The 24,266-nt window shown below is 48.0% G+C and carries 18 protein-coding genes; 13 read left to right on the top strand and 5 right to left on the bottom strand.

The features are described from left to right. Positions 1 to 25 precede the first annotated feature (25 nt). Positions 26 to 502, bottom strand: a complete 477-nt coding sequence (locus JMN17_RS11670) for a divergent PAP2 family protein (protein WP_087993305.1) — start codon at positions 500 to 502, stop codon at positions 26 to 28. 157 nt (positions 503 to 659) lie between these two features. Between JMN17_RS11670 and JMN17_RS11675 the strand changes: the two genes are divergently transcribed. Beyond that, on the top strand, positions 660 to 2,162 hold the full coding sequence (locus JMN17_RS11675; RefSeq protein ID WP_087993304.1) for a leucyl aminopeptidase: 1,503 nt from the start codon (positions 660 to 662) through the stop codon (positions 2,160 to 2,162). Positions 2,163 to 2,307: 145 nt separating this feature from the next. Then, the gene (locus JMN17_RS11680; RefSeq protein WP_087993303.1) at positions 2,308 to 3,636 is read left to right on the top strand and encodes a Na+/H+ antiporter family protein; all 1,329 of its coding nucleotides are present in this window, start codon (positions 2,308 to 2,310) and stop codon (positions 3,634 to 3,636) included. A gap of 70 nt (positions 3,637 to 3,706) precedes the next feature. Here the strand turns inward: JMN17_RS11680 and JMN17_RS11685 are convergent, their stop codons facing one another. Further along, complete coding sequence (locus tag JMN17_RS11685) at positions 3,707 to 4,309, bottom strand: biotin transporter BioY (protein WP_087993302.1); 603 nt, start codon at positions 4,307 to 4,309, stop codon at positions 3,707 to 3,709. A gap of 102 nt (positions 4,310 to 4,411) precedes the next feature. Here JMN17_RS11685 and JMN17_RS11690 point away from each other — a divergent pair, with 102 nt between their 5' ends. The 8 genes from JMN17_RS11690 (at position 4,412) to JMN17_RS11725 (ending at position 18,293) form a co-directional block, all read left to right on the top strand. Further along, positions 4,412 to 5,008 carry a sulfite oxidase-like oxidoreductase gene (locus JMN17_RS11690; protein WP_087993301.1) on the top strand — a complete coding sequence of 199 codons (597 nt, stop codon included), beginning with the start codon at positions 4,412 to 4,414 and terminating at the stop codon, positions 5,006 to 5,008. A 213-nt stretch (positions 5,009 to 5,221) separates the two neighbouring features. After that, positions 5,222 to 6,091 carry a ferri-bacillibactin esterase BesA gene (gene besA / locus JMN17_RS11695; RefSeq protein WP_087993300.1) on the top strand — a complete coding sequence of 290 codons (870 nt, stop codon included), beginning with the start codon at positions 5,222 to 5,224 and terminating at the stop codon, positions 6,089 to 6,091. Between the two features lie 198 nt (positions 6,092 to 6,289). After that, on the top strand, positions 6,290 to 7,075 hold the full coding sequence (locus JMN17_RS11700) for a 2,3-dihydro-2,3-dihydroxybenzoate dehydrogenase (protein ID WP_087993299.1): 786 nt from the start codon (positions 6,290 to 6,292) through the stop codon (positions 7,073 to 7,075). Between the two features lie 25 nt (positions 7,076 to 7,100). Beyond that, positions 7,101 to 8,297 (top strand): isochorismate synthase DhbC, encoded by a 1,197-nt coding sequence (dhbC, locus tag JMN17_RS11705; RefSeq protein ID WP_202328126.1) that lies wholly within the window; start codon positions 7,101 to 7,103, stop codon positions 8,295 to 8,297. Positions 8,298 to 8,325: 28 nt separating this feature from the next. Then, positions 8,326 to 9,945 carry a (2,3-dihydroxybenzoyl)adenylate synthase gene (locus tag JMN17_RS11710; protein WP_202328127.1) on the top strand — a complete coding sequence of 540 codons (1,620 nt, stop codon included), beginning with the start codon at positions 8,326 to 8,328 and terminating at the stop codon, positions 9,943 to 9,945. A 31-nt stretch (positions 9,946 to 9,976) separates the two neighbouring features. Continuing rightward, on the top strand, positions 9,977 to 10,912 hold the full coding sequence (locus tag JMN17_RS11715) for an isochorismatase (RefSeq protein WP_202328128.1): 936 nt from the start codon (positions 9,977 to 9,979) through the stop codon (positions 10,910 to 10,912). Between the two features lie 19 nt (positions 10,913 to 10,931). Continuing rightward, the gene (locus tag JMN17_RS11720; protein WP_202328129.1) at positions 10,932 to 18,068 is read left to right on the top strand and encodes an amino acid adenylation domain-containing protein; all 7,137 of its coding nucleotides are present in this window, start codon (positions 10,932 to 10,934) and stop codon (positions 18,066 to 18,068) included. A gap of 15 nt (positions 18,069 to 18,083) precedes the next feature. Continuing rightward, entirely contained in the window at positions 18,084 to 18,293 is a 210-nt protein-coding gene (locus JMN17_RS11725; RefSeq protein ID WP_202328130.1) for an MbtH family protein, read from the top strand. A 158-nt stretch (positions 18,294 to 18,451) separates the two neighbouring features. Here JMN17_RS11725 and JMN17_RS11730 read toward each other — a convergent pair whose 3' ends face one another. From JMN17_RS11730 to JMN17_RS11740, 3 genes are all read right to left on the bottom strand, one after another. Beyond that, positions 18,452 to 19,129: a YukJ family protein gene (locus tag JMN17_RS11730; protein ID WP_202328131.1), complete on the bottom strand. Its 678-nt coding sequence runs from the start codon at positions 19,127 to 19,129 to the stop codon at positions 18,452 to 18,454. Positions 19,130 to 19,241: 112 nt separating this feature from the next. Further along, positions 19,242 to 20,378: an alanine dehydrogenase gene (gene ald / locus JMN17_RS11735; protein WP_202328132.1), complete on the bottom strand. Its 1,137-nt coding sequence runs from the start codon at positions 20,376 to 20,378 to the stop codon at positions 19,242 to 19,244. A gap of 101 nt (positions 20,379 to 20,479) precedes the next feature. Further along, positions 20,480 to 21,703: a helix-turn-helix domain-containing protein gene (locus JMN17_RS11740; RefSeq protein WP_202328133.1), complete on the bottom strand. Its 1,224-nt coding sequence runs from the start codon at positions 21,701 to 21,703 to the stop codon at positions 20,480 to 20,482. Positions 21,704 to 22,257: 554 nt separating this feature from the next. On the opposite strand from JMN17_RS11740, the gene JMN17_RS11745 reads away from it, so the two are divergent. The 3 genes from JMN17_RS11745 to essB all read left to right on the top strand — a co-directional run bounded on the left by JMN17_RS11745 (position 22,258) and on the right by essB (position 24,210). Beyond that, positions 22,258 to 22,551: a WXG100 family type VII secretion target gene (locus tag JMN17_RS11745; RefSeq protein ID WP_003220661.1), complete on the top strand. Its 294-nt coding sequence runs from the start codon at positions 22,258 to 22,260 to the stop codon at positions 22,549 to 22,551. Positions 22,552 to 22,621: 70 nt separating this feature from the next. Further along, positions 22,622 to 22,861, top strand: a complete 240-nt coding sequence (yukD, locus tag JMN17_RS11750) for an ESX secretion system protein YukD (RefSeq protein WP_010329928.1) — start codon at positions 22,622 to 22,624, stop codon at positions 22,859 to 22,861. 14 nt (positions 22,862 to 22,875) lie between these two features. Continuing rightward, positions 22,876 to 24,210 carry a type VII secretion protein EssB gene (gene essB, locus JMN17_RS11755; protein WP_202328134.1) on the top strand — a complete coding sequence of 445 codons (1,335 nt, stop codon included), beginning with the start codon at positions 22,876 to 22,878 and terminating at the stop codon, positions 24,208 to 24,210. Positions 24,211 to 24,266: the final 56 nt, after the last annotated feature.

Below are 24,266 nucleotides of genomic sequence, written 5' to 3' on the forward strand. Positions count from 1 at the left end.
GCTCCAGCCACCGCTGGAGCGTTTTTTACATAAATAAGTAAGCGAGTATCAATGTTAGTAAGATACCTGTTAAACCTCCGAAAAAAACCTCGATCGGCTGGTGTCCGAGAAGCTCCTTCAGCTTTTTTTGCTTTTCTTTTTCTTTGGCTTTCGGGAAGTCCTTTGCTTCATTCACGAAGCGGTTAAAATCAATGACAAGCTTATTGATGACTGTTGCCTGCTCACCGGCATGCCGTCTGACGCCAGTTGCGTCAAACATGGTAATGACGGCGAATATAGCGGAAACTGCAAATAGAGAGGAGCTTAGTCCATGCTCCAAGGCTACGGCTGTAGAAAGCGCGGTAACCGCTGCGGAGTGGGAGCTCGGCATGCCGCCTGTGCTTGTTACCAGCGTCCAGTCCAGTTTTCTGGATGCGATAAACTGTATGGGCACTTTGATGACCTGAGCAAAAACAATCGCGGCCAGGCTTGATAATAAAGGGAAATTTGTTAAAAGTTCCATTGGCGACATCCTTTCTATTTGAAAAAATCCTTCGTGTTTCAAAAGAAAAAAACAAGTCTTAGACTGTTGTTTGATAAAATAAGTGTAATGGAAAGAATGTTTTTCCTATTATACCATTGTTCATAACAAATACCCATTACGTTAGGAGTGTAAGCATATGTTTTATGCGATTCAGCAATTAGAGCATACGGAAACCCTTGTGGTTGGACTTTTTCAAAAAAGCCAGCTGTCAGGCAAAGCGCTGGAAATGGATGAAATGCTGGAAGGGCATCTGACACAGCTTTTGAAAGATGGTGATGTCTCTTCGAAACCAAATCAAGTATCAAAAGTATTCCCTCCATCCTCTGCGGGTATGAAACGAATTTATTTCGTTGGTCTGGGGAGAGAAGCCAATTATTCGTTTGAACAGGCGAAGGAATGTTTTGCCCATGTTTTTCAAGCGATTCATAAAGACCGGAAACAAGAAGCGGCTGTCCTGCTTGACACGTTTATTTCGGAAGACGTGCCTGCAGCCGATGCCGCGCATGCTTTAGCTGAGAGCTGCCTGCTTGCATCCTATGAGGTGCAGGATTATAAGCACAAATCAAATGAGCCGGACAAACAAATCGAAGCCGTGTACGCCGTCACAGATGAAGACACACAAGAAGTGCAGGCGGGACTTCGCGTCGGCCAGGCATACGGGCAAGGGGCAAATTCGGCTAGAACGCTAGTGAATATGCCGGGAAACATGCTGACAGCGACTGACCTCGCTTCTTATGCAGAAGAGCTTGCGGCGAAATATGATTTTGAGTGTGAGATATTGGAGAAATCAGAGATGGAAGAGCTCGGTATGGGCGGAATACTTGCTGTAAACCAAGGCTCGGCCGAACCCCCGAAAATGCTTGTTTTGAAGTATCAGGGCAAAAAGGAATGGGAAGATGTCGTCGGACTTGTCGGAAAAGGGATTACCTTTGACACAGGCGGCTACTCCATTAAAACGAAATCTGGAATTGTCGGCATGAAATCTGATATGGGAGGAGCAGCTGCGGTTCTTGGCGCAATGGAAACGATCGGAGAGCTTCGTCCCGAGCAAAACGTGCTGGCTGTCATTCCGTCAACCGATAACATGATCTCCGGCGGGGCGATGAAGCCCGATGATGTGATCGTATCATTAAGCGGAAAAACCATTGAAATCCTCAATACGGATGCTGAAGGAAGGCTTGTGCTTGCAGATGGCATTACATATGCGAAACAGCATGGGGCATCAGTTCTTGTGGATGTAGCTACGTTAACCGGCGGCGTTGTTGTGGCATTAGGGACAGAAACGACAGGAGCTATGACAAATGATCACAGCTTTTATCAGCAGGTAGCTGATGCTGCGGAAGAATGCGGAGAGGCGATCTGGCAGCTGCCGATAACAGAGAAGGATAAAAAACGTGTGAAAAGCAGCCAAATGGCGGATCTCAGCAATTCGCCGGGACGCGAAGGACATGCGATTATGGCAGGAACGTTTCTTGGTGAATTTGCCGAAGCAACGCCTTGGGTGCATCTTGATATTGCGGGCACGGCGACTTCAAATAAAGCAACCTGCTTCGGGCCGTCCGGGGCTACCGGCGTTATGGCCAGAACACTTGCCACACTGGCGGAGCGATTTACATTGGAAGAAGATAAAAGCGAATAATGATGGACCCCTGCTGCGGAATGCGGCGGGGATTTTTTCTTCCAAAATCTTTAGTTGACTAAAGTGTAGCGATTATGATACGATACGTTCGTACTTTATTTATCTACTACATTAGCAAACTAAAGGATTTTTATGGAGGGTTATCATGAATGCAGTCGTCATCGCAGTGCTGCTTATGCTTGTTTTAAGCCTGCTGCGTGTCAATATCGTTATCGCATTAATCATAGGGGCCCTTGCCGGCGGGTTAACAGGCGGGCTCGGGCTTGGAGAAACGGTTAAAGCTTTTACAGACGGGCTCGGCGGAAATGCCACCGTTGCAGTCAGCTACGCCATGCTTGGCGCGTTTGCTGCGGCTTTAACGAAAACAGGTCTTCCGGACGCAATGGTGGAAGCCTCCGTTAAATTGATCGGAAATAAAGAAGACACCCGCAAAAAAGCACTGTCCAAAGTGCTGATTGTTCTGATTATTTTAATCATATCTTGCTTTTCGCAAAACGTGGTTCCGGTTCACATCGCATTTATCCCGGTGCTGATTCCGCCGCTGTTGAAAATCTTTAATGAACTTGAAATGGACCGCCGTCTGATTGCGTGTGTGATTACATTCGGTTTAACGGCGCCTTATATCTTAGTGCCGGTCGGTTTCGGCCAAATCTTCCAAGGCATGCTCAAGGATAATGCAGAAGCTGCCGGATTAAACGTATCTCTCGGTGATATTCCTTACGCTTTAATGATCCCGGTTGCGGGTATGGTTGTAGGTTTGATTATCTCAATCATCGTCTTCCGTAAACCGAAAACATACGAAACAAAAGAAATATCTAGTACGAATGCTTCTCCATATACAAAAAAAAGCCTGGCCATCGCGGTTCTTGCCATCGCAGTGTCACTCGGCGTCCAGCTCTATTTATCTCAGACTTTGGGAGTAGAAGGGATGATTATGGGGGCGCTGGCAGGTCTGATCATTCTGTTTGTCAGCGGTGTGATGAAGCGTGATGAAGCGGACTCACTGATTACTGACGGAATGGTTTTAATGGCTTTTATCGGTTTTGTCATGCTCGTTGCAGCCGGGTTTTCAAATGTATTGACGAAAACCGGAGATGTAGAGTCACTGGTTAAAACAGCAGCTGGCATTATGGGGAACAGCCAGTTAGTGGGCGCATTGCTGATGCTGATTGTCGGTTTGTTCATTACAATGGGAATCGGTTCTTCTTTTGCGACGATTCCAGTTATCACAACGATCTTTGTGCCTCTTTGCATGCAGCTCGGCTTCAGCCCGATGGCAACGGTTGCGATTATCGGAACGGCTGCTGCGCTCGGTGATGCCGGATCACCTGCCAGCGACAGTACACTTGGACCGACTTCAGGTTTGAGTGCGGACGGCCAGCATCACCACATTTGGGACACTTGTGTGCCTACATTTTTATTTTATAATATTCCGCTTATCATCTTTGGCTGGATTGCGGCGATTGTTTTATAGGAAAAAGGCTCTCCTTTACTGGGGAGCCTTTTTTCGTTATGATAAAAAAACCGTCCAAGAGAATGATTTTTTACGTGGACGATATGTGATTTCTATTAAAGCCGGTTGCTTTTTGAATAGAGCGGTAGATCGCAGGTGCGATAAACGCCAGCACCACAGCCAGCGCCGTGTCTTTGACCATAAACCAAGTCATAAAGCCCCAAGCCGTGCCGTAGCTCACTGGCGTATGAATCCACAGCTTCAGCGCAAGATACATATAGGTAGTCCCGATGATATACATGATGGCGGTTCCGATAAGAGAAGCCATCAAAAATCGGATGTTGCTCGGCTGTATTTTGCGTTCTAAAAACCATCCAGCTGCATACGCCGCTGGGATGTATGAGAGAATAAATCCGCCGCTTTTTCCGGCAAACGGTGCGAAGCCCGCTGAAAATTGAGCAAACACAGGCGCTCCGGCCAATCCGACAAGCGCATATACAATCATGGCGATCCCTGCTCGTTTGCTGCCGAGCAACAAACCCGCCAAAATACAGAAGAATGGCTGCATTGAAAGCGGAATGCCGGCTACTTGTAAAAAGGGTGCCACTGATGTAATGTTGGCGCCGACAGCCATAAGTGCGGCGAACATGCCGATCAGCGCCATATCTCCAGCACGAAGTTTTTGTTGTTTCATTGTTGCTCCCCCTTAGGTTGACATACACAATCATAGAGTAATAAAGAACGGATATATTGTCAACATAAATTGAAATAAGGTTAACAAAAAGGAGGGCTCTATATGTATTTTGGAAAAACAAAACAGACTGACCAATCTGGGAGAGTGCCGCCAAATCAAAACGTCACAACCTCATTTCCTGTGCTTCATACTGGAAATGTCCCATATTACGAAGATATGACCAAATGGAATCTGCAAGTATATGGATTGGTTGACCAGCCGATGCTGTTGAGTTTCGAAGATGTTAAGGCCTTTTCTCAGTACGAATCGAAAAATGACATTCACTGTGTCACTGGCTGGTCAAGGCTTGATAATGTGTGGCAAGGCGTGCGGGCTCGAGATATAGCGGAAAAAGCGGGTGTTAAAGAAGAAGCGGGCTACGTCATTTTACATGCGGAAGAGGGCTGGACGACCAATCTCCCGCTTGATGATTTCATGGCTGAAACATCGCTCCTGGCTTATGCGCATAATGGCGAGCCTTTAACGCCTGAACACGGCTTCCCGCTGCGGGGCGTATTTCCGCATCTGTATTTTTGGAAAAGCGCCAAGTGGCTGCGCGGCATCCAATTTACGAAAGAGAATCACCCTGGCTTTTGGGAGCAGAACGGCTATCACATGAGAGGCGATCCTTGGCAAAATCAAAGATTTACATGGGATTAAGGTTCTATTTTAGGTAGGACAATCTGCATCTTTATCCGGTTTTTATTTCCATATAAATAGCCTTTAGGTACCTTATTTGATGAAGGTGCCTTTTTTAATTGGAAAAAAGTTGACTTTCTTTGGAAGAAAACCTATTATTTGAGTTGTCTAGTTGATAGTGAAAATCATTATCATATATTGCGATTTAGTTTAAGGAGAGGAATGTCGTACTGCATGAATGAGAAAACAACAGACAGAGTGAAAGGCGGGACGCAAAACGCATTTACCATTCCTGGGACGGAAGTGCGTATGATATCTTCACGCAATGAAAACCGTGCCTACCAAATTTTCATTTCGAAACCGAGTACCCCGCCGCCGCCCGCTGGTTATCCGGTTATTTATCTGCTGGATGCCAATTCTGTCTTTGGAACGATGGCGGAAGCTGTTCGAATACAGGGGCGCCGTCCTGAAAAAACCGGAGTGATCCCTGCTGTGATCGTCGGCATTGGCTATGAGACAGCAGAACCGTTCTCCTCAGCGCGTCACCGGGATTTTACAATGCCGACGGCTCAATCGAAGCTGCCGGAAAGACCCGACGGCAAAGAATGGCCGGAGCATGGCGGGGCAGAGGGCTTTTTCAGATTTATTGAGGAGGATCTAAAACCGGAGATAGAACGAGATTACCAGATTGACAGAAACAGACAAACGATCTTTGGCCACTCGCTTGGCGGTCTGTTCGTGCTGCAGGTGCTGTTAACAGCGCCGGATGCGTTTCAAACGTATGTCGCGGGAAGTCCGTCTATTCATTGGAATAAGCCATTTATTCTCGAGAAAACGGGCCATTTCGCCTCCCGCTTCAAGAACAACAATCAGCCTATCAATATCCTGCTTGCTGCAGGTGAATTGGAGCAGCATCATAAAAGCCGGATAAACGATAATGCGAGGGAGCTTTACGAACGGCTGGCCGCTTTATCTGAACAAGGCATGCGGGCAGAGTTTTGCGAGTTTTCAGGAGAAGGGCATATTTCGGTTCTTCCTGTTTTGGTCAGCAGGGCGCTGCGTTTTGCGCTTCATCCTGACGGACCGCATATGTCAATGGGCTGAGACATTCTCAGCCTCGCTTCTACATATAAAATATTCGTCATTGAAATTATATTTGACTGTCACATGACAATTGGATATGATTATTTTTATAATTGATAATGATAATCATTATCACTAAATTGTGCTTTTCTTTTCAAGGCACAGCAGTTTTTTTCGCTGGATGTCCGTCCGGCATAAGCGAAGAAAGGAATTGATGACATGAATGCAAAGGGTATAGAGGGCAAAATTGCTTTGATAACAGGAGCTGCCCAAGGGATAGGTGAAGCTGTTGCTAGGACGCTTGCCAGTCAAGGCGCACACATTGCGGCAGTTGATTATCATCCTGAAAAGCTGCAAAAGGTTGTGGACAGTCTTAAAGCAGATGGCTGCCATGCGGAAGCCTTTCCCGCGGATGTGAGAGACAGCGCGGCGATTGACGACATCACGGCCCGCATCGAACGTGAAATGGGGCCGATCGATATTTTGGTGAATGTAGCGGGTGTCCTTCGCCCGGGACTAATCCATACACTCAGTGATGAGGAATGGGAGGCCACGTTCTCAGTGAATTCGACCGGCGTGTTTAACGTCTCGCGTTCAGTCAGCAAATATATGATGGACCGGAGATCGGGTTCGATTGTAACGGTCGGATCGAATGCTGCCAGTGTGCCGAGGACATCAATGGCGGCATATGCCTCTTCAAAGGCTGCTGCTGTGATGTTTACGAAATGTCTTGGCCTTGAGCTTGCAGAATATCATATCCGCTGCAATATTGTATCTCCCGGATCAACCGAAACAGACATGCAGTGGTCATTATGGGCCGATGAAAATGGAGCTGAGCAAGTCATAAAAGGATCACTTGAGACATTTAAGACGGGAATCCCGCTCAAAAAAATGGCTCAGCCTTCGGATATTGCGGATGCCGTGCTCTTTTTGGTTTCTGACCAGGCGGGGCATATTACGATGCATAATTTATGTGTAGATGGCGGCGCGACCTTAGGCGTATAACTCATTTTAAAGGAGGTTCATGAGAATGTTGGAACAAAACGTTGTACCAGGAACAAAAGCGGAGCATTTGCTTCATGAGTATCAGCCGGGTTCTTTTTTCTTAGCTTCTCCCCATCGCGTGCTGTTAGCGAAAGGCATTAGTGAAATCGTACCGGAGGCAGAAGGGCACAACCAAATAGAAACCCTTTCCGGCCGTATTGCAGAGACGCTGCGTCAAGCAAAGCAGTCGGGGCAAAGCCGTCCGCTTGTTGTCGGAGCCGTTCCTTTTGATCATGTAAAAGCAGCTCGGCTTGTTGTTCCTGAAGAAGTGCGCTGGTCTGGACCGCTTCAATTTGATTATGCGGAGAAGGAGCAGCAGCCTGAGCATACATACCACATAGAGCCTGTTCCTGCACCGGAAGGGTATAAAAATGGTGTCGAACAAGGACTGGCGCGCATTGCCGATGGGACACTCAGCAAGATTGTCCTGTCCAGATCGCTGCATTTGACATCGTCTGAACCGATTCAGACGGATGAACTGCTTAGACATCTGGCGCAGCATAATACGCATGGCTACACGTTTGCCGCAGACGTGTCCAGACAAGCGGAAACGTCGTCGAGCCGAACTTTGCTCGGTGCAAGTCCGGAGCTTCTCGTTTCAAGAAGGGGAACTCAGGTCGTTTCCAATCCATTAGCCGGCTCAAGGCCTCGCAGTGATGATCCGGCTGAAGACCAGCGCCGGGCTGCCGAATTGCTTTCTTCCGCTAAGGATCTCCATGAGCATGCGGTTGTGGCTGACGCGGTTGCGGCAGCGCTCCGGCCTTTCTGCCGGACGCTGGATGTTCCGGAGAAACCTTCACTGATCAAAACGGAGACGATGTGGCATTTGTCCAGCGTGATTAAGGGAGAGCTGTCTGATCCGTCGGTGACCGCACTGGAATTGGCAGCGGCGCTCCACCCGACGCCGGCCGTCTGCGGAACACCGACTGATCTAGCAAGAGAAGCGATTCTCAGCATTGAACCGTTTGACCGCGGTTTCTTTACCGGCATGGTCGGCTGGTGTGATGACGCGGGTGACGGAGAATGGATCGTTACGATTCGTTGCGCAGAGGCAGAAGAACGCTCACTTCGCCTGTATGCAGGAGCAGGTGTTGTTGCCGGATCAAAACCAGAGGACGAGCTTCAGGAGACATCCGCGAAGTTTCAGACAATGCTGCGGGCAATGGGCGTGAATCATATATGATCAGAATGAATTGCTGGAGGGATACAACATGCTGAATGGATTTACTCCTTGGCCTGATGGGGTAGCTGAGACATATCGGAAGAATGGCTGCTGGGCCGGCGAGACGTTTGGAGATCTGTTAAGGGACAGGGCTGCCAAACATGGTGATCGCATTGCCATTACATGCGGAAACACCCATTGGAGCTATCAAGAGCTTGACACAAGGGTTGATCGTCTGGCTGCCGGATTTCAAAAGCTCGGCATTCAACAGATGGATCGTGTCGTAGTGCAGCTCCCGAATATCGCAGAGTTTTTTGAGGTCATTTTCGCGCTCTTCCGTTTGGGGGCGCTCCCAGTCTTTGCACTGCCTTCTCATCGAAGCAGTGAAATTACATATTTTTGCGAGTTTGCTGAAGCGGCTGCTTACATCATTCCAGACTCTTATTCCGGTTTTGACTACCGTTCACTTGCCAGACAGGTTCAAAGCAAGCTGCCGTCTTTGAAACACGTCATTGTCGCAGGTGAAGCAGAGGAATTTTTGCCGCTGAAGGGTTTGCATACAGAACCTGTGAAACGGCCTGAAGTCAGCTCTTCGGATGTGGCGTTCCTTCAGCTTTCTGGAGGAAGCACCGGCTTATCAAAACTGATCCCGCGGACTCACGATGACTACATATACAGTCTGCGGCGGAGTGCAGAGGTCTGCTGGCTCGATCACAGTACGGTGTACTTGGCAGCATTGCCGATGGCGCACAATTACCCGCTGAGCTCTCCCGGGGTTCTCGGCGTGTTGTATGCCGGAGGAAGAGTGGTATTATCTCCTTCTCCAAGTCCTGATGACGCGTTTCCTTTGATTGAACGGGAACAAGTCACGATTACCGCTCTTGTTCCGCCCCTTGCAATGGTATGGATGGATGCCGCATCTTCACGCGATGACGATTTATCCAGCCTTCAAGTGCTGCAGGTCGGCGGCGCCAAGTTCAGTGCTGAAGCTGCGCGCAAGGTTAAAGCTGTTTTCGGCTGCACGCTTCAGCAGGTGTTCGGAATGGCAGAGGGTCTCGTCAATTATACGAGATTGGATGACCCTGAGGAAGTCATTGTCACCACCCAGGGAAAACCGATGTCCCCATATGACGAAGTTCGTGTTTGGGATGATCAGGATCGTGACGTGAAACCTGGTGAAACAGGGCATCTGCTGACGCGGGGGCCGTATACGATTCGGGGTTACTATAAGGCAGAAGAGCATAATGCCGCTTCTTTTACTGAGGACGGTTTTTACCGCACGGGTGATATCGTCAGGCTGACAGCAGACGGCTATATTGTCGTTGAAGGCAGAGCGAAGGATCAAATTAACCGCGGGGGAGAAAAAGTGGCGGCTGAAGAAGTTGAAAATCATCTTCTGGCACATCCGGCTGTCCATGATGCCGCAATGGTCTCAATGCCTGACCAATTTCTTGGCGAAAGATCTTGTGTGTTCATTATTCCCCGGGATGAAGGGCTGAAAGCCGCAGAGCTTAAAGCCTTTTTGAGAGAGCGCGGATTGGCTGCATACAAAATCCCCGACCGTATTGAATTTGTCGAATCCTTCCCGCAGACAGGGGTAGGAAAAGTCAGCAAAAAAGCGCTTCGTGAAGCCATTGCCGAGAAGCTTCTTGCAGGATCAAAAAAATAAAACAAACAACAAGTTGAGAGGAAGTGTTCAAATGGCTATACCTGCCATTCAGCCGTATCAAATGCCGACAGCGTCTGATATGCCACAAAACAAAGTTTCATGGGTGCCTGATCCAAATCGTGCAGTTTTGTTAATACACGATATGCAAAACTATTTTGTCGATGCTTTCACAGCGGGAGCGTCTCCGGTAACAGAGCTTTCAGCGAATATACGCAAGCTGAAGGACCAATGTGCCCAGCTGGGGATTCCTGTTGTCTATACCGCGCAGCCGGGAAGCCAAAATCCGGCTGATCGGGCGCTGCTGACAGACTTTTGGGGTCCGGGATTAAACAGCGGCCCTTATGAGGAGAAAATTGTAAACGAGCTGTCACCGGATGATGCTGATATCGTGCTGACAAAATGGAGATACAGCGCGTTTAAGAGAACGAATCTGCTTGAGATTATGCGAAAAGAGGGGCGCGATCAGCTGATCATTTCCGGGATTTACGCCCATATTGGCTGTCTCGTTACAGCATGTGAAGCATTTATGGAGGATATCGAAGCATTTTTTGTGGGAGATGCAGTTGCTGATTTTTCATTAGAAAAACATCAAATGGCGCTGGACTATGCGGCTGGGCGCTGCGCGTTTACCGTGATGACCGACAGTCTTCTCGATCAGCTGAAGAATGCGCCTGAACCTGCTCAGAAAACGTCAGTGACGACTGGCAAAGCAGTGTTTACATGTGAGAATATCCGTAAACAAATCGCTGAGCTTCTTCAAGAAACACCTGAAGATATTGCAGATCAAGAGGATTTGCTCGACCGTGGGCTTGATTCGGTAAGGATCATGACATTAGTAGAACAATGGCGCCGCGAAGGAGCCGAGGTGACATTCGTGGAACTGGCTGAACGCCCGACGATCGAAGAATGGCAAAAATTGCTCACAACCCGCAGCCAGCAAGTGCTGCCAAACGCGGATTATTTATAAAGGGAGGGTAAACAAACGGATGCCTGATACAAAAGACCTTCAATATTCTTTGACCGGAGCGCAAACCGGCATATGGTTTGCTCAGCAGCTTGATCCGGACAATCCAATCTACAATACAGCGGAATATATAGAAATCAATGGACCAATCAATATTGCTCTTTTTGAAGAAGCTTTGCGGCACGTGATAAAGGAAGCGGAATCGCTGCATGTCCGCTTCGGTGAAAAGATGGATGGGCCTTGGCAAAAGATAAACCCGTCTCCGGATGTACAGCTGCACATCATTGACGTCAGCTCTGAGCCTGATCCGGAAAAAACAGCATTAAACTGGATGAAGACAGATTTGGCAAAGCCGATCGATTTAGGATATGACCCTTTGTTCAATGAAGCTCTGTTTATAGCCGGGCCTGATCGTTTCTTTTGGTATCAGCGCATTCACCATATTGCGATCGACGGCTTCGGCTTTTCCCTGATTGCCCAGCGCGTGGCAAGTACGTATGCCGCACTTATGAAAGGACAATCAACTGATGGCCGTTCCTTTGGGGCTCTCCAGGCCATATTGGAGGAGGATGCAGATTATCGCGGATCAGAGCAGTATGAGAAGGATCGTCAATTCTGGCTGGATCGTTTTGCTGATGGCCCTGAAGTTGTGAGTTTGGCTGATCGGGCCCCAAGAACATCTAACAGCTTTCTTCGTCATACGGCGTATTTGCCTCTATCTGATGTAAACGCGTTAAAAGAAGCGGCGCGCTATTTCTCAGGAAGCTGGCATGAAGTCGTGGTTGCAGTGTCGGCTGTTTATGTACACCGTATGACCGGCTCTGAGGATATTGTGCTCGGTCTGCCCATGATGGGACGGATAGGGTCCGCATCGCTGAATGTGCCGGCTATGGTGATGAATCTTCTCCCACTCCGGCTGTCTGTCAGCTCTTCGATGAGCTTTTCAGAGCTTATTCAGCAAATTTCCCGGGAAATCCGCAGTATCCGGCGACATCATAAGTATCGCCATGAAGAGCTTCGGCGCGATCTGAAATTGATAGGAGAAAACCATAGATTATTTGGCCCGCAAATCAATCTCATGCCATTTGATTACGGTCTTGACTTTGCCGGGGCCCGAGGAACAACGCATAACCTTTCAGCCGGTCCTGTTGATGATCTATCAATCAATGTCTATGACAGAACGGACGGCAGCGGGTTGCGGATTGATGTTGATGCGAATCCAGAGGTGTACAGCGAGTTTGATATTCAACTTCATCAGCAGCGTATCCTGCAGCTGCTGCAAACGGCTTCAGCCGGGGAGGATATGCTGATTGGGCAAATGGAGCTTCTATTACCAGAGGAGAAAGAACAAGTCATTCGTGAATGGAATGAGACAGGAAAATCCGAGAAGCTGCTCAGCCTCCAGGACATGTTTGAGAAGCAGGCAATCCTTACGCCAAAGCGTATCGCTCTCCTATGTGATGACGTTCAAGTAAACTATCAAGAGCTGAATGAGGAGGCAAACCGCCTTGCGCACCTTTTAATTGAAAAAGGTCTTGGTCCGGAGCAATTTGTCGCTTTGGCGCTGCCGCGTTCTCCGGAGATGGTAGCTTCGATGCTAGCTGTACTAAAGACTGGTGCGGCGTATCTTCCGCTTGATCCGGAGTTTCCAGCCGACCGAATTTCTTACATGCTCGAGGATGCGAAACCTTCATGCATCATAACGACTGAGGAAATAGCAGCCCGTCTCCCTGATGACATGGCAGTACCGCAGCTTGTGCTTGATCAGGCTGTTACACAGGAGGCCGTTAAACGCTATTCGCCTGACAATCCGAATATATCGGTTCCTCTTGCCCATCCTGCGTATATCATCTATACCTCAGGATCAACAGGAAGGCCGAAGGGTGTCGTTGTTACGCTGAAAAGCTTAAGCAATTTTCTGCTGTCCATGCAGGAGGCTTTTTCTCTGGGAGAAGAAGACAGACTGTTGGCTGTGACAACTGTCGCTTTTGATATTTCGGCATTGGAGTTATTTCTTCCGCTTATCAGCGGGGCGCAAATCGTGATCGCGAAGAAAGAAACGATCCGTGAGCCGCAGGCATTAGCTCAGATGATTGAATATTTTGATATCAATATCATGCAGGCGACACCGACACTATGGCATGCTTTAGTGACGAATGAACCAGAGAAACTTTGGGGGCTCAGAGTGCTTGTCGGAGGCGAAGCGCTGCCGAGCGGTCTTTTGCAGGCGCTTCAAGAGCTTCAGTGTCCAGTCACGAACTTATACGGCCCTACTGAAACAACAATTTGGTCTGCCGCAGCTTTTCTTGAAAAAGGGGTGAAGGGCGTTCCGCCGATTGGCAAACCGATTTGGAATACGCAGGTGTATGTGCTGGATAACGGCTTGCAGCCGGTGCCGCCGGGCGTTGTCGGAGAGCTTTATATTGCAGGAGACGGCTTGGCTAGAGGTTACTTCCGCCGGCCTGATTTAACGGCCGAACGTTTTGTCGCAGATCCATACGGACCGCCGGGGACTCGGATGTATCGAACCGGAGATCAGGCCCGCTGGCGAGCTGATGGGTCTTTGGATTATATCGGACGGGCTGATCATCAAATCAAAATTCGCGGATTCCGAATTGAACTTGGAGAAATTGATGCCGTGCTTGCCAAGCATCCGGACATCGAACAGGCCGCTGTTGTCGTTCGGGAAGATCAGCCGGGAGACAAACGGTTAGTCGCATATATAGTCGCTGCTTCTGCTATTGACATTGCCGAGCTTCGCCGTTATGTGGGTGCCAGTCTTCCTGATTATATGGTGCCGGCGGCGTTTGTGGAGATGGACGAACTGCCATTAACACCGAATGGCAAGCTCGATCGAAAAGCACTGCCAGCGCCTGATTTTAGCACATCTGTCAGCGATCGGGGACCGCGGACCCCTCAGGAAGAGATATTGTGTGACTTGTTTGCCGAGGTTCTTGGTTTGGCCCGTGTCGGCATTGATGACAATTTCTTTGAGATGGGCGGTCACTCTCTTCTTGCGGCCCGTTTGATGAGCCGTATTCGCGAGGTAATGGGGGCCGAACTCGGTATCGCAAAGCTCTTTGACGAACCGACAGTCGCCGGACTTGCTGTACATCTCGATCAGGCGCAGAGTGCACGGCCCGCATTGCAGAGAGCCGAGCGGCCTGATAATATCCCGCTTTCTTTTGCTCAGCGACGGCTATGGTTCCTCCATTGTCTGGAAGGACCGAACCCTACTTATAATATTCCGGTTGCTGTCCGTCTGTCGGGTGAGCTGGACCAAGAAGTGCTGAAAGCGGCACTATGTGATCTCGTCTGCCGCCATGAAAGCCTTCGGACGATTTTCCCTGAAACACAAGGGACATCCTATCAGCATATTTTGGAGGCTGATCAAGCACGGCCTGATTTACATGTTACTGAAATTGCTGAGAAGGAGCTTTCTGAGCGGCTTGCCGAAGCTGTGCGCTACAGTTTTGATCTTGCAGCTGAACCTGCTTTTCGTGCAGAGCTTTTTGTCATCGGTCCTGACGAGTACGTGCTGCTTCTCCTCGTACATCATATTGTCGGGGACGGCTGGTCCTTAACGCCGCTGACCCGCGATCTTGGGGCGGCTTATGCGGCTCGCTGTCACGGAAGAGATCCCGAATGGGCGCCCCTTGCTGTGCAGTATGCAGACTATGCGCTTTGGCAGCAAGAACTGCTTGGAAGCGGGGATGATCCAAATAGTTTGATTGCCGGACAGCTTGATTTCTGGAAAGAAACCCTGAAGAATTTGCCTGATCAGCTTGAACTGCCAACCGATTATTCACGTCCGGCTGAGCCGAGTCATGATGGGGATACGATTCATTTTCGCATTGAGCCTGAGCTTCACAAGCGATTGCAGGAGCTGGCTCGTACAAATAGGGTGAGCCTGTTTATGGTGCTTCAATCCGGCCTGGCCGCTTTATTGACAAGGCTCGGGGCGGGCACTGATATCCCGATCGGCAGTCCGATCGCGGGGCGGAATGATGATGCGCTGGGCGATCTTGTGGGGCTGTTTATCAATACATTGGTGCTCAGAACCGATACGTCCGGTGACCCCAGCTTCCGTCAGCTTCTTGACAGAGTGCGGGAAGTGAATCTGGCAGCTTATGAAAATCAGGACCTGCCGTTTGAGAGACTTGTAGAGGTGCTCAATCCGGCTCGTTCGCGGGCGACGCATCCTTTATTCCAAATCATGCTTGCGTTCCAAAACACACCAGACGCTGAACTGCATCTTCCTGACATGGAAAGCAGCCTGCGGATCCACAGTGTCGGTTCTGCCAAGTTTGATGTGACGCTGGAAATCAGTGAAAACCGGCTTGCTGACGGGACACCAAACGGATTGGAGGGACTGCTCGAGTACAGCACTGATCTTTTCAAGCGGGAAACCGCTCAGGCTCTTGCTGACCGTCTGATGCGCCTGCTGGAGGCTGCCGAGTCTGATCCGGACCAGCAAATCGGAAATCTGGACATTCTTGCACCGGAGGAGCACAGCAGCATGGTGACAGATTGGAGAAGTGTTTCTGAAAAGATTCCGCACGCAAGTTTGCCGGAGCAGTTTGAGAAACAGGCAGCTTTAAGTCCAGATGCCATTGCTGTTGTTTATGAAGATCAGGCGCTAAGCTATGCAGAGCTGAATGAACGAGCAAATCGGCTTGCCCGAATGCTGATCAGCGAAGGCGTCGGGCCGGAGCAATTTGTGGCATTAGCACTGCCCCGATCACTGGAGATGGCTGTCGGGCTATTAGCGGTGCTGAAAGCCGGAGCGGCTTATCTGCCTCTCGATCCGGACTATCCGGCTGACCGAATCGCTTTTATGCTGAAAGATGCACAGCCCGCGTTTATTATGACGAACACAAAAGTTGCGGAGCATATTCCGTCAGCGGAAAACGTGCCGAAAATCGTGTTGGATGATCCGGGACTGGAAGAGAAACTAAACACATACTCTGCTGAGAATCCGAATAATACGGATCGGATTCAGCCGCTTTCTCCTTTGAATACGGCGTATGTCATTTATACATCCGGTTCAACGGGAGTTCCAAAAGGTGTGATGATTCCTCATCAAAACGTAACGCGTTTATTTGCAGCGACCGACCACTGGTTCCATTTCAGCTCGGACGATATCTGGACCATGTTCCATTCCTATGCGTTTGACTTTTCGGTGTGGGAGATTTGGGGTCCTTTGCTGCACGGCGGACGTCTTGTGATCGTGCCCCATCATGTCAGCAGATCGCCGGAAGCGTTTCTGCGCCTGCTTGTCAAAGAAGGTGTGACCGTTCTGAATCAGACACCATCTGCTTTCTATCAATTGATGCAGGCGGAACGGGAGCAGGCGGATTTCGGACAGGCGCTCAGTCTGCGCTATGTCATTTTTGGCGGAGAAGCGCTGGAACTCAGCCGTTTAGAGGATTGGTATAATCGCCACCCTGAAAATAGACCGAAGCTGATCAATATGTATGGGATTACTGAAACGACTGTGCATGTGAGCTATATCGAATTAGACCGAAGCATTGCAGCTTTACGGGCAAACAGTTTGATCGGCTGCGGGATTCCCGATCTTGGTGTATATGTGCTGGACGAGCGCTTGCAGCCGGTTCCGCCGGGTGTTGCCGGAGAGCTGTATGTATCAGGAGCGGGATTAGCACGAGGCTATCTGGGACGGGCTGGTTTAACAGCGGAACGCTTCATAGCTGATCCATTCGGTCCTCCGGGCACTCGGATGTATCGCACTGGGGATGTGGCCCGCCTCCGCGCTGACGGTTCTCTCGACTATGTCGGCCGTGCCGATCACCAAGTGAAAATTCGAGGTTTCCGGATTGAACTTGGAGAAATTGAAGCCGCGCTAGTTCAGCATTCACAGCTTGAAGATGCGGCAGTGATCGTTCGTGAGGATCAGCCGGGAGATAAACGTTTGGCAGCTTATGTTATCCCTTCGAAAGAAACGTTTGATACAGCGGAACTGCGCAAATATGCTGCTGATAGACTGCCGGATTACATGGTGCCTTCCGCCTTTGTGACGATGAAAGAATTGCCGCTGACACCGAACGGAAAGCTTGACCGTAAAGCGCTGCCCGCTCCGGATTTCGCAGCGGCGGTGACAGGACGCGGACCGAGAACACCGCAGGAAGAAATCCTCTGTGACCTGTTTATGGAAGTGCTTCACTTGCCGCGTGTCGGTATTGATGACCGTTTCTTCGATTTAGGCGGACATTCCTTGCTTGCTGTTCAGCTGATGAGCCGCATTCGTGAAGCGCTCGGTGTTGAACTCAGCATCGGCAACCTATTTGAAGCACCGACTGTGGCCGGGCTTGCTGAAAGACTTGAGATGGGCACAAGCCAAAGCGCACTCGATGTTCTGCTGCCGCTCCGAACAAGCGGAGACAAGCTTCCTTTATTCTGTGTACATCCGGCAGGCGGACTCAGCTGGTGCTATGCTGGTTTGATGACCAATTTAGGAACAGATTATCCGATCTACGGCTTGCAAGCACGCGGAATCGGGGAGCGGGAGGAGCTTCCGAAATCGCTTGATGACATGGCTGCCGATTATATTGAACAAATCCGAACGGTCCAGCCGAAAGGCCCGTATCATCTGCTGGGCTGGTCCCTTGGCGGGAATGTTGTTCAAGCTATGGCCACCCAGCTGCAAAATCATGGAGAAGAAGTATCTCTACTAGTGATGCTGGACGCCTATCCGAACCACTTCCTTCCCATAAAAGAGGCGCCGGATGATGAGGAAGCGCTTATTGCTCTTCTGGCGTTAGGCGGGTACGATCCAGACAGCTTAGGGGACAAACCGCTTGATTTTGAAACGGCGATTGAGATTCTTCGCCGTGACGGCAGCGCGCTTGCGAGTCTGGATGAATCGGTCATTTTAAATCTGAAGAATACGTATGTCAATTCTGTCGGCATTTTAGGCTCATATAAGCCGAAAACCTTCCGTGGAAATGTCTTGTTTTTCAGATCAACAATCATACCTGAATGGTTTGATCCGATTGAACCGGATTCGTGGAAGCCTTATATTAACGGACACATTGAACAAATCGACATCGACTGCCGCCATAAAGATCTTTGTCAGCCGGCACCGCTCGCTCAAATCGGCAAGGTGCTCGCTGTCAAACTGGAAGAGATGAATAAATAAGGGGGGAAGAAAGAGATGGCAAATCCTTTTGAAAATCCGGATGGCACATATTTGGTGCTGATCAATGAAGAGGGCCAATATTCCCTATGGCCCGGATTTATAGATGTGCCGAGCGGCTGGACAGTCGTTCATGAGCAAAAAGGGCGTGAAGCTTGTCTGGACTATATCCAATCGCATTGGAGTGATATGAGGCCAAACAGCTTAAAGCCTGTTGGAAATGTGTAATAGTATAAAAAAGAGACTGCTTGCCGCAGTCTCTTTTGCTTCTAGACTTCAAGGGTTTTCAATCACGCTGAAAAGATGACAAAATCCTAAAACAAAAACCGTTTTAGGACTTTGTCTGCAATCTGAAAGAGACTGCCGCTGCAGTCTCTTTTTCTATCTTACGCAGACGTTTCGGTATGATCACAATCTTTGACCGGGTTTCCGTTTTCATCCGTACACCAAGATTGGGATAAAAATGCTAAAAACACAGCGGCCCATTGATCGGCAAATTGTATCAGAATGCCTCCGTCATGCCAAGCGCCGTTGTCTTTTTTCCAGCGGCTATCCATTGCATTCCCTTGATTCATATGGATATTGTGCATGCCGTTGGTCGGAGTAAAGCCGAATATTTTATCCGCAGCCTGCTCCGGCCCAAATTTTGAACCGAATATATAAACCGGCGCTTTCTCTTCTTGCGCTTTTTTCATATACGTTTCAATAAAATCATTTAAATCATTATCAGGCCCTGTGATTTCATGAGGCAAAGGTTTCATTCCCCGCGGATCAAACAAATTGCCCCGCACATAATCGAGCGCCACTTCACGGTTTGCCTCATTGATCTTTGTATATCCATACGGCATGTTCGGAAGGATGGTGATCGAGCTTGAATCAAACTGATCGTCAGCCATATACAATACTTCAGATTCCTCAGAGCTGGACATCACATTGATGGCGCACCTGTAATACGTATTCTCTTCACCGAGCACTTTGACTTGGAAATGGGGACTGTCATCATCTGTTTCCCGCTTCATGTCTAAGACAATGCCTTTTAAAACGCCATATTGTTGAACAGCCATATGAATCCTCCTTTATGATCAAGTTCATCGTTTTAGTTCGTGAAATGGTTCCTCTTTTCCTTTTAAAAATAAAAAAAGCCTGCAGAAAATCTTTCTGCAAGCTTAATGTGAATTAAGCACCCGCTACAGATGACTCATCCTGTAAAGCTTTCTCGGCAGGCACATACTCGTATCCTAAATCCTTTGCCACAGCCTCGTAGGTCACGTGTCCGTTTGCTGTGTTTAAACCAGCTCTCAGTGCCGCATTGTCTGCGAGCGCTTTTGCTGCTCCTTTGTTCGCGATTTGCAGCGCGTATGGAACAGTAACGTTCGTCAGCGCGATTGTTGATGTGCGAGGGACAGCGCCCGGCATGTTCGCCACAGCGTAGTGGACAACGCCGTGTTTTTCATATGTCGGCTGATCATGCGTGGTAATATGGTCGACAGTTTCGACGATGCCGCCTTGGTCGATCGCAACATCGACAATCACTGAACCAGGTTTCATTTGTTTTACCATTTCCTCGGTGACAAGAGTCGGAGCTTTAGCCCCCGGAATTAAGACCGCGCAAATGAGAAGATCCGCTTCTGCCACAGCATCTGCAATATTGACCGGGTTAGACATTAACGTTTTCATCTGATGGCCGAAAATGTCATCAAGCTGGCGCAGGCGGTCTGCGTTTAAGTCGATGATGGTCACGTCTGCACCAAGGCCGACAGCCATTTTCGCCGCGTTTGTGCCGACAGCGCCTCCTCCGATAATCGTTACTTTTCCGCGGGAAACGCCTGGCACTCCTGCAAGCAAAATGCCTTTTCCGCCCTTAGGTTTCTCTAAGAATTGAGCTCCGATTTGCGCTGCCATTCTGCCTGCGACCTCTGACATTGGCGTCAGAAGCGGCAATGTCCGGCCGTCACTAACTGTTTCATATGCGATCGCCGTAACGCCTTTATCTTTCAAGGCTTGCGCAAGCTTAGGCTCGGCGGCTAAATGAAGGTACGTAAACAGTACAAGTCCTTTGCGGAAGTAGACATATTCTTCCGGCAGCGGTTCTTTTACCTTCATGACCATTTCGGCGTCCCACACCTGTTTCGGCTCGGCAATGATTTCCGCTCCTGCTGATTCATAGGCTTCATTTTCAAATCCGCTTCCAAGGCCCGCGCCTGTTTCAACCAGCACCCGGTGGCCGTTTGAAATAAGCTGGGAAACGCCTCCAGGTGTTAGTGCGACACGGTTTTCATTGTTTTTTATCTCTTTAGGAACCCCTATGATCATATCTGTCTCCTCCTGTATACGTGATGTTTTTAGTGTAGAATGATTCTTTAGAAAATTCTTTGTTTGAATAAGAAAATAAAAAAACATGGATTTGTGAAATTTCACAAATCCATGTGCCGAAGCTTAATATCTAAATAGATGGTGAATTTTTGATTTACATTTTTCAAATCGATTTCAGCGATCTGGCTGATACGCTTGAGGCGGTAATTCAATGTATTAACATGTATATTTAACACCTTGGCAGCGGTATTCACGTTGCTGTCAGCTTCAATAAAACGTTCGAGCGTTTCTACCATATTTGACTGGTGATTCCGGTCATACTGTTCCAGTTTGGATAGCGAATAATTAAAATATCCCGTCTGCTTCCGTTTCTCATCTAAGACATCCAAGTATTGATAAATGCCTAGCTCAGAAAAGCTGAAAAAATGTTGGGTCTCTTCTGCGAACCGTTCCTTCGCTTTTAGAACGGACAATGCTTCCAGATACGAGCGGGAGACAAATGAAATAGAGTTGTATATTCCGCCAATAGCGATAGAAGCGCCTTCTATTTTATAACGTTCCTTCAGCTGTTTTTGTGTACTCAAAGCAAACTGTTTTAAATCTTGAAAAGGGTGTTCTGTTTTGGGAGCGGTTAAAATAATGAGTTCATTGGAATCTACGGTCGTCAGCAGCACGTGAACCTGCTGGGTCGTTTCCTGCAAATATTGCAGCTGCTGTTCGATTTTTTCCGTCAGTTCGCTGTTTATCCGGATGATCATCACGGAAAACTCAGAAGGGGCAACCATTCCAAGCTTGTGAAATCCATCCGCCATGTCATGTTCCTGATGAATGTGTCCGGTCAGCATTTTCCAGAAAAACTCTTGGCTTCGTTCTTCATTTTTCGTTTTTCTGATTTGGAGCTTGAGAAGCTTGTTTCTCACTGCTTTTGCCGCCATTTGCAACGTCATCAGATCATCGTCAGACAATGTTTTTTGGATCTCAAGCGCCCATATGAAGCCAAGCACTTGGCTGTTTTTCCAAATCGAAATGGCAACACGATTGCTTAGCCCGACATCATCTATTTGCTTTACTCTGATCGGCTGGTCCGTTTTTAAGAGAGCTGGAATCGTCCCGTCTTTCCACAACTTATTAATGACCTTCTCAGGTACTCTTCTGCCAATGATAGTAGACGTCCGGGCAGGGTCTGTGCAGTCGCTGTGTGTGCTGTAGGCAAGAAGCTTGTGGTTAACATCCTCTATGGTGATCGGGCACCGCAGCACGTCGCTGATATGATCAGCCACATCTTCAAGTCTGTCAAAACTGTATTTAAACGGATCATTCGGCATGGTCACAAATCTCCCTACTTTTCATGCTTGATTTCTCTTTGACATCTCATTATCTACCTTTTATTATGATTGTTGTTGTTTGTGAAAATCAACAACAAAGAGCGGAAGCCAAACAATAAAGTAAAAGGCATACTAGAGAAACGTCTTATATATGATTGGCAGAGTAATCGCCTGCAGTTTTGCGCCTTATATGATGTGAAAGTTTATTCTTTTAAGAAGGTCATCGGAGGCGAGGATTAAGGAAAGAAAAAACTCAACCTTTCAGAAATGGTGCTGTAGCATCAAATTTTCTGAAAGGTTTTTTTTGGGAGTTGGAGAATCATTTGGGTCTTTTGGATTATTCGAAGAATGAAGAGAAGATTAAGAAAATGAACCTACTTGTTTAACAATATATGTCATTTTTAAGTGATCCGGGATAAACCATTGGACTCATTTTGTAAAATTAAAACATATTTGTTTGACTGTGCCGAAAAACTGTTTTTATAATAATGACGTTCTAAAAATAAGTGAATTAGCCCATATTTAGGCTGATGGCACAGGAGGTAATGAGGAATATGGCAGGATTAATTCGTGTCACACCCGAAGAGCTAAGAGCGATGGCGAAGCAATACGGCGTCGAAAGCCAAGAAGTATTAAATCAGGTTGATCGTTTAAACCGTATGATCTCTGATTTGAAAAGCATGTGGGAAGGTGCTTCAAGCGAAGCGTTCGCAGATCAATACGAGCAGCTCAAACCTTCATTTATCAAAATGTCAGATTTGCTTCAAGATGTGAATCAGCAGCTTGATCAAACAGCAAATACACTTGAGTCTACTGACCAAGACATCGCAAATCAAATCCGCGGATAACAGTATGAAAGGGAAGGAGCGCCTGATTCACCAGAAGACGGCGCTCTTTCTATGTAAGGGTGATCCTAAAATGTATATTGATATTACAATAGATTTGAAACATTATAACGGCAGTGTCTTTGATCTCAGATTGTCAGATTACCACCCGGTGAAAAAAGTAATTGATATTGCTTGGCAGGCTCAAAGCGTAGCTATACCTCCGCGCGAAGGGCACTGGATCAGAGTGGTTAATAAGGATACGGTGTTTTCCGGAGAATGCAAGCTGTCTGATTGCGGCATTACAAACGGAGACCGGCTTGAAATATTATGAAAGGATCTGGTTGAATGTCAGGTAAACAAAAATCATATTTAGAAAACCAATTAGAAGCTGTTGCCGAGAAAACAGATGCCGGCTATACATTTACCTTTCAGCGGGAAACAATAAAGCTTCTGGACGGTCTCGAAGCCAACGTGATCAAAGATGTAAATCCATTTTTTCATAAAGAGATCGATGTGACGGATGATGAAGTAATCATCACAATCCAACCTCCTCCCTCCTATAAAGCATTCCGCTTCATGAAAGCTAAAGATAAAAAAAGCAAATGGCAGTTTGCCTATCAGCTTGTCCAAGCTATACAGCAGCACAATCTGTCGAGGCTGAATGTGATTGTCGCTCCTGAAAACATTGTATTCGATAAAGGGCTGACGCCTTATTTTCTCCATTATGGAGTAAAAGAAAGCATTCCTCCTTACGAGCATGATGAGGAAAGAGTGTGGCGGGAGCTGAAAGCGGCAGCGGCTTTGGCAGTTGACGGCGCTTTTGCATTTGAAGAATACCTGAAATTCAATGAAACGCTGACGTTCTCCGCAGAGGCTAAGGCGATATTGGATGCGGCGTCCTATGATGACCTGCTCGAGCTGATTCAAACCCATATCGATGAGCTCGAAGCCAAAGCGAAAACATACATACATATCCCGAGAAAGAAGTGGAACATCCAGCGATACATCGGCCTGGGACTCATTGTTTTGCTGGTACCGGCTCTTATTTATTCGATGTACGCCTTATTTTTCGCGCAGCCAAAGCACCAGGCGATAGTGGACAGCAACCGTGCTTTCTTAAACAAGCAGTACAGTGAGGTGATCAGCACGCTGTCGAAGTACGATGCGGAAAGCCTGCCGGAATCGGTGCAGTATCAGCTTGCTTATTCCTATGTAGAAATTGAAAAACAGCTTTTAGATTATCAACGAGATAATATTGAGAAGCTGGTGACATTGCAATCTGAACCGCAGCATTTCCTTTATTGGATTGATATTGGCAGAGGGGATTATAAAGAAGCGATCAGTATTGGACATAAGCTCGAGTATAACCCATACATTTGGCTTGGCCTTTATAAATATAAACAGCAGCTCTTAGCTGAGGATAGTAATGATGAAGCAACTCAAAAAGAACTTGATTCTGTAGACAGCGAACTTGATAAAGTGAATAAAGCTAACGCTGAACAGAAAAAAGAATCGAACACTGAGTCTTCAACAACTGGTACAACCGAACAACAAACACAAACAGACAAAGAAAAACAACAAGCTGAAGAGAAAGCGGCAGAAGAAAAAGCGACAAAAGAAGAACAAGCGAAGAAAGAAAAAGAAACAGAAAAGAAAGATGAGAAAAAAGATGACAAATAACGTGAGACATGAAGCGCGGGTCATCGGATGCTGCCGTTTGGCCGTTAGGGGGTTCG

The organism is Bacillus sp. RHFS10 (genome assembly GCF_016757475.1).
Lineage (GTDB): Bacteria > Bacillota > Bacilli > Bacillales > Bacillaceae > Bacillus > Bacillus subtilis_G.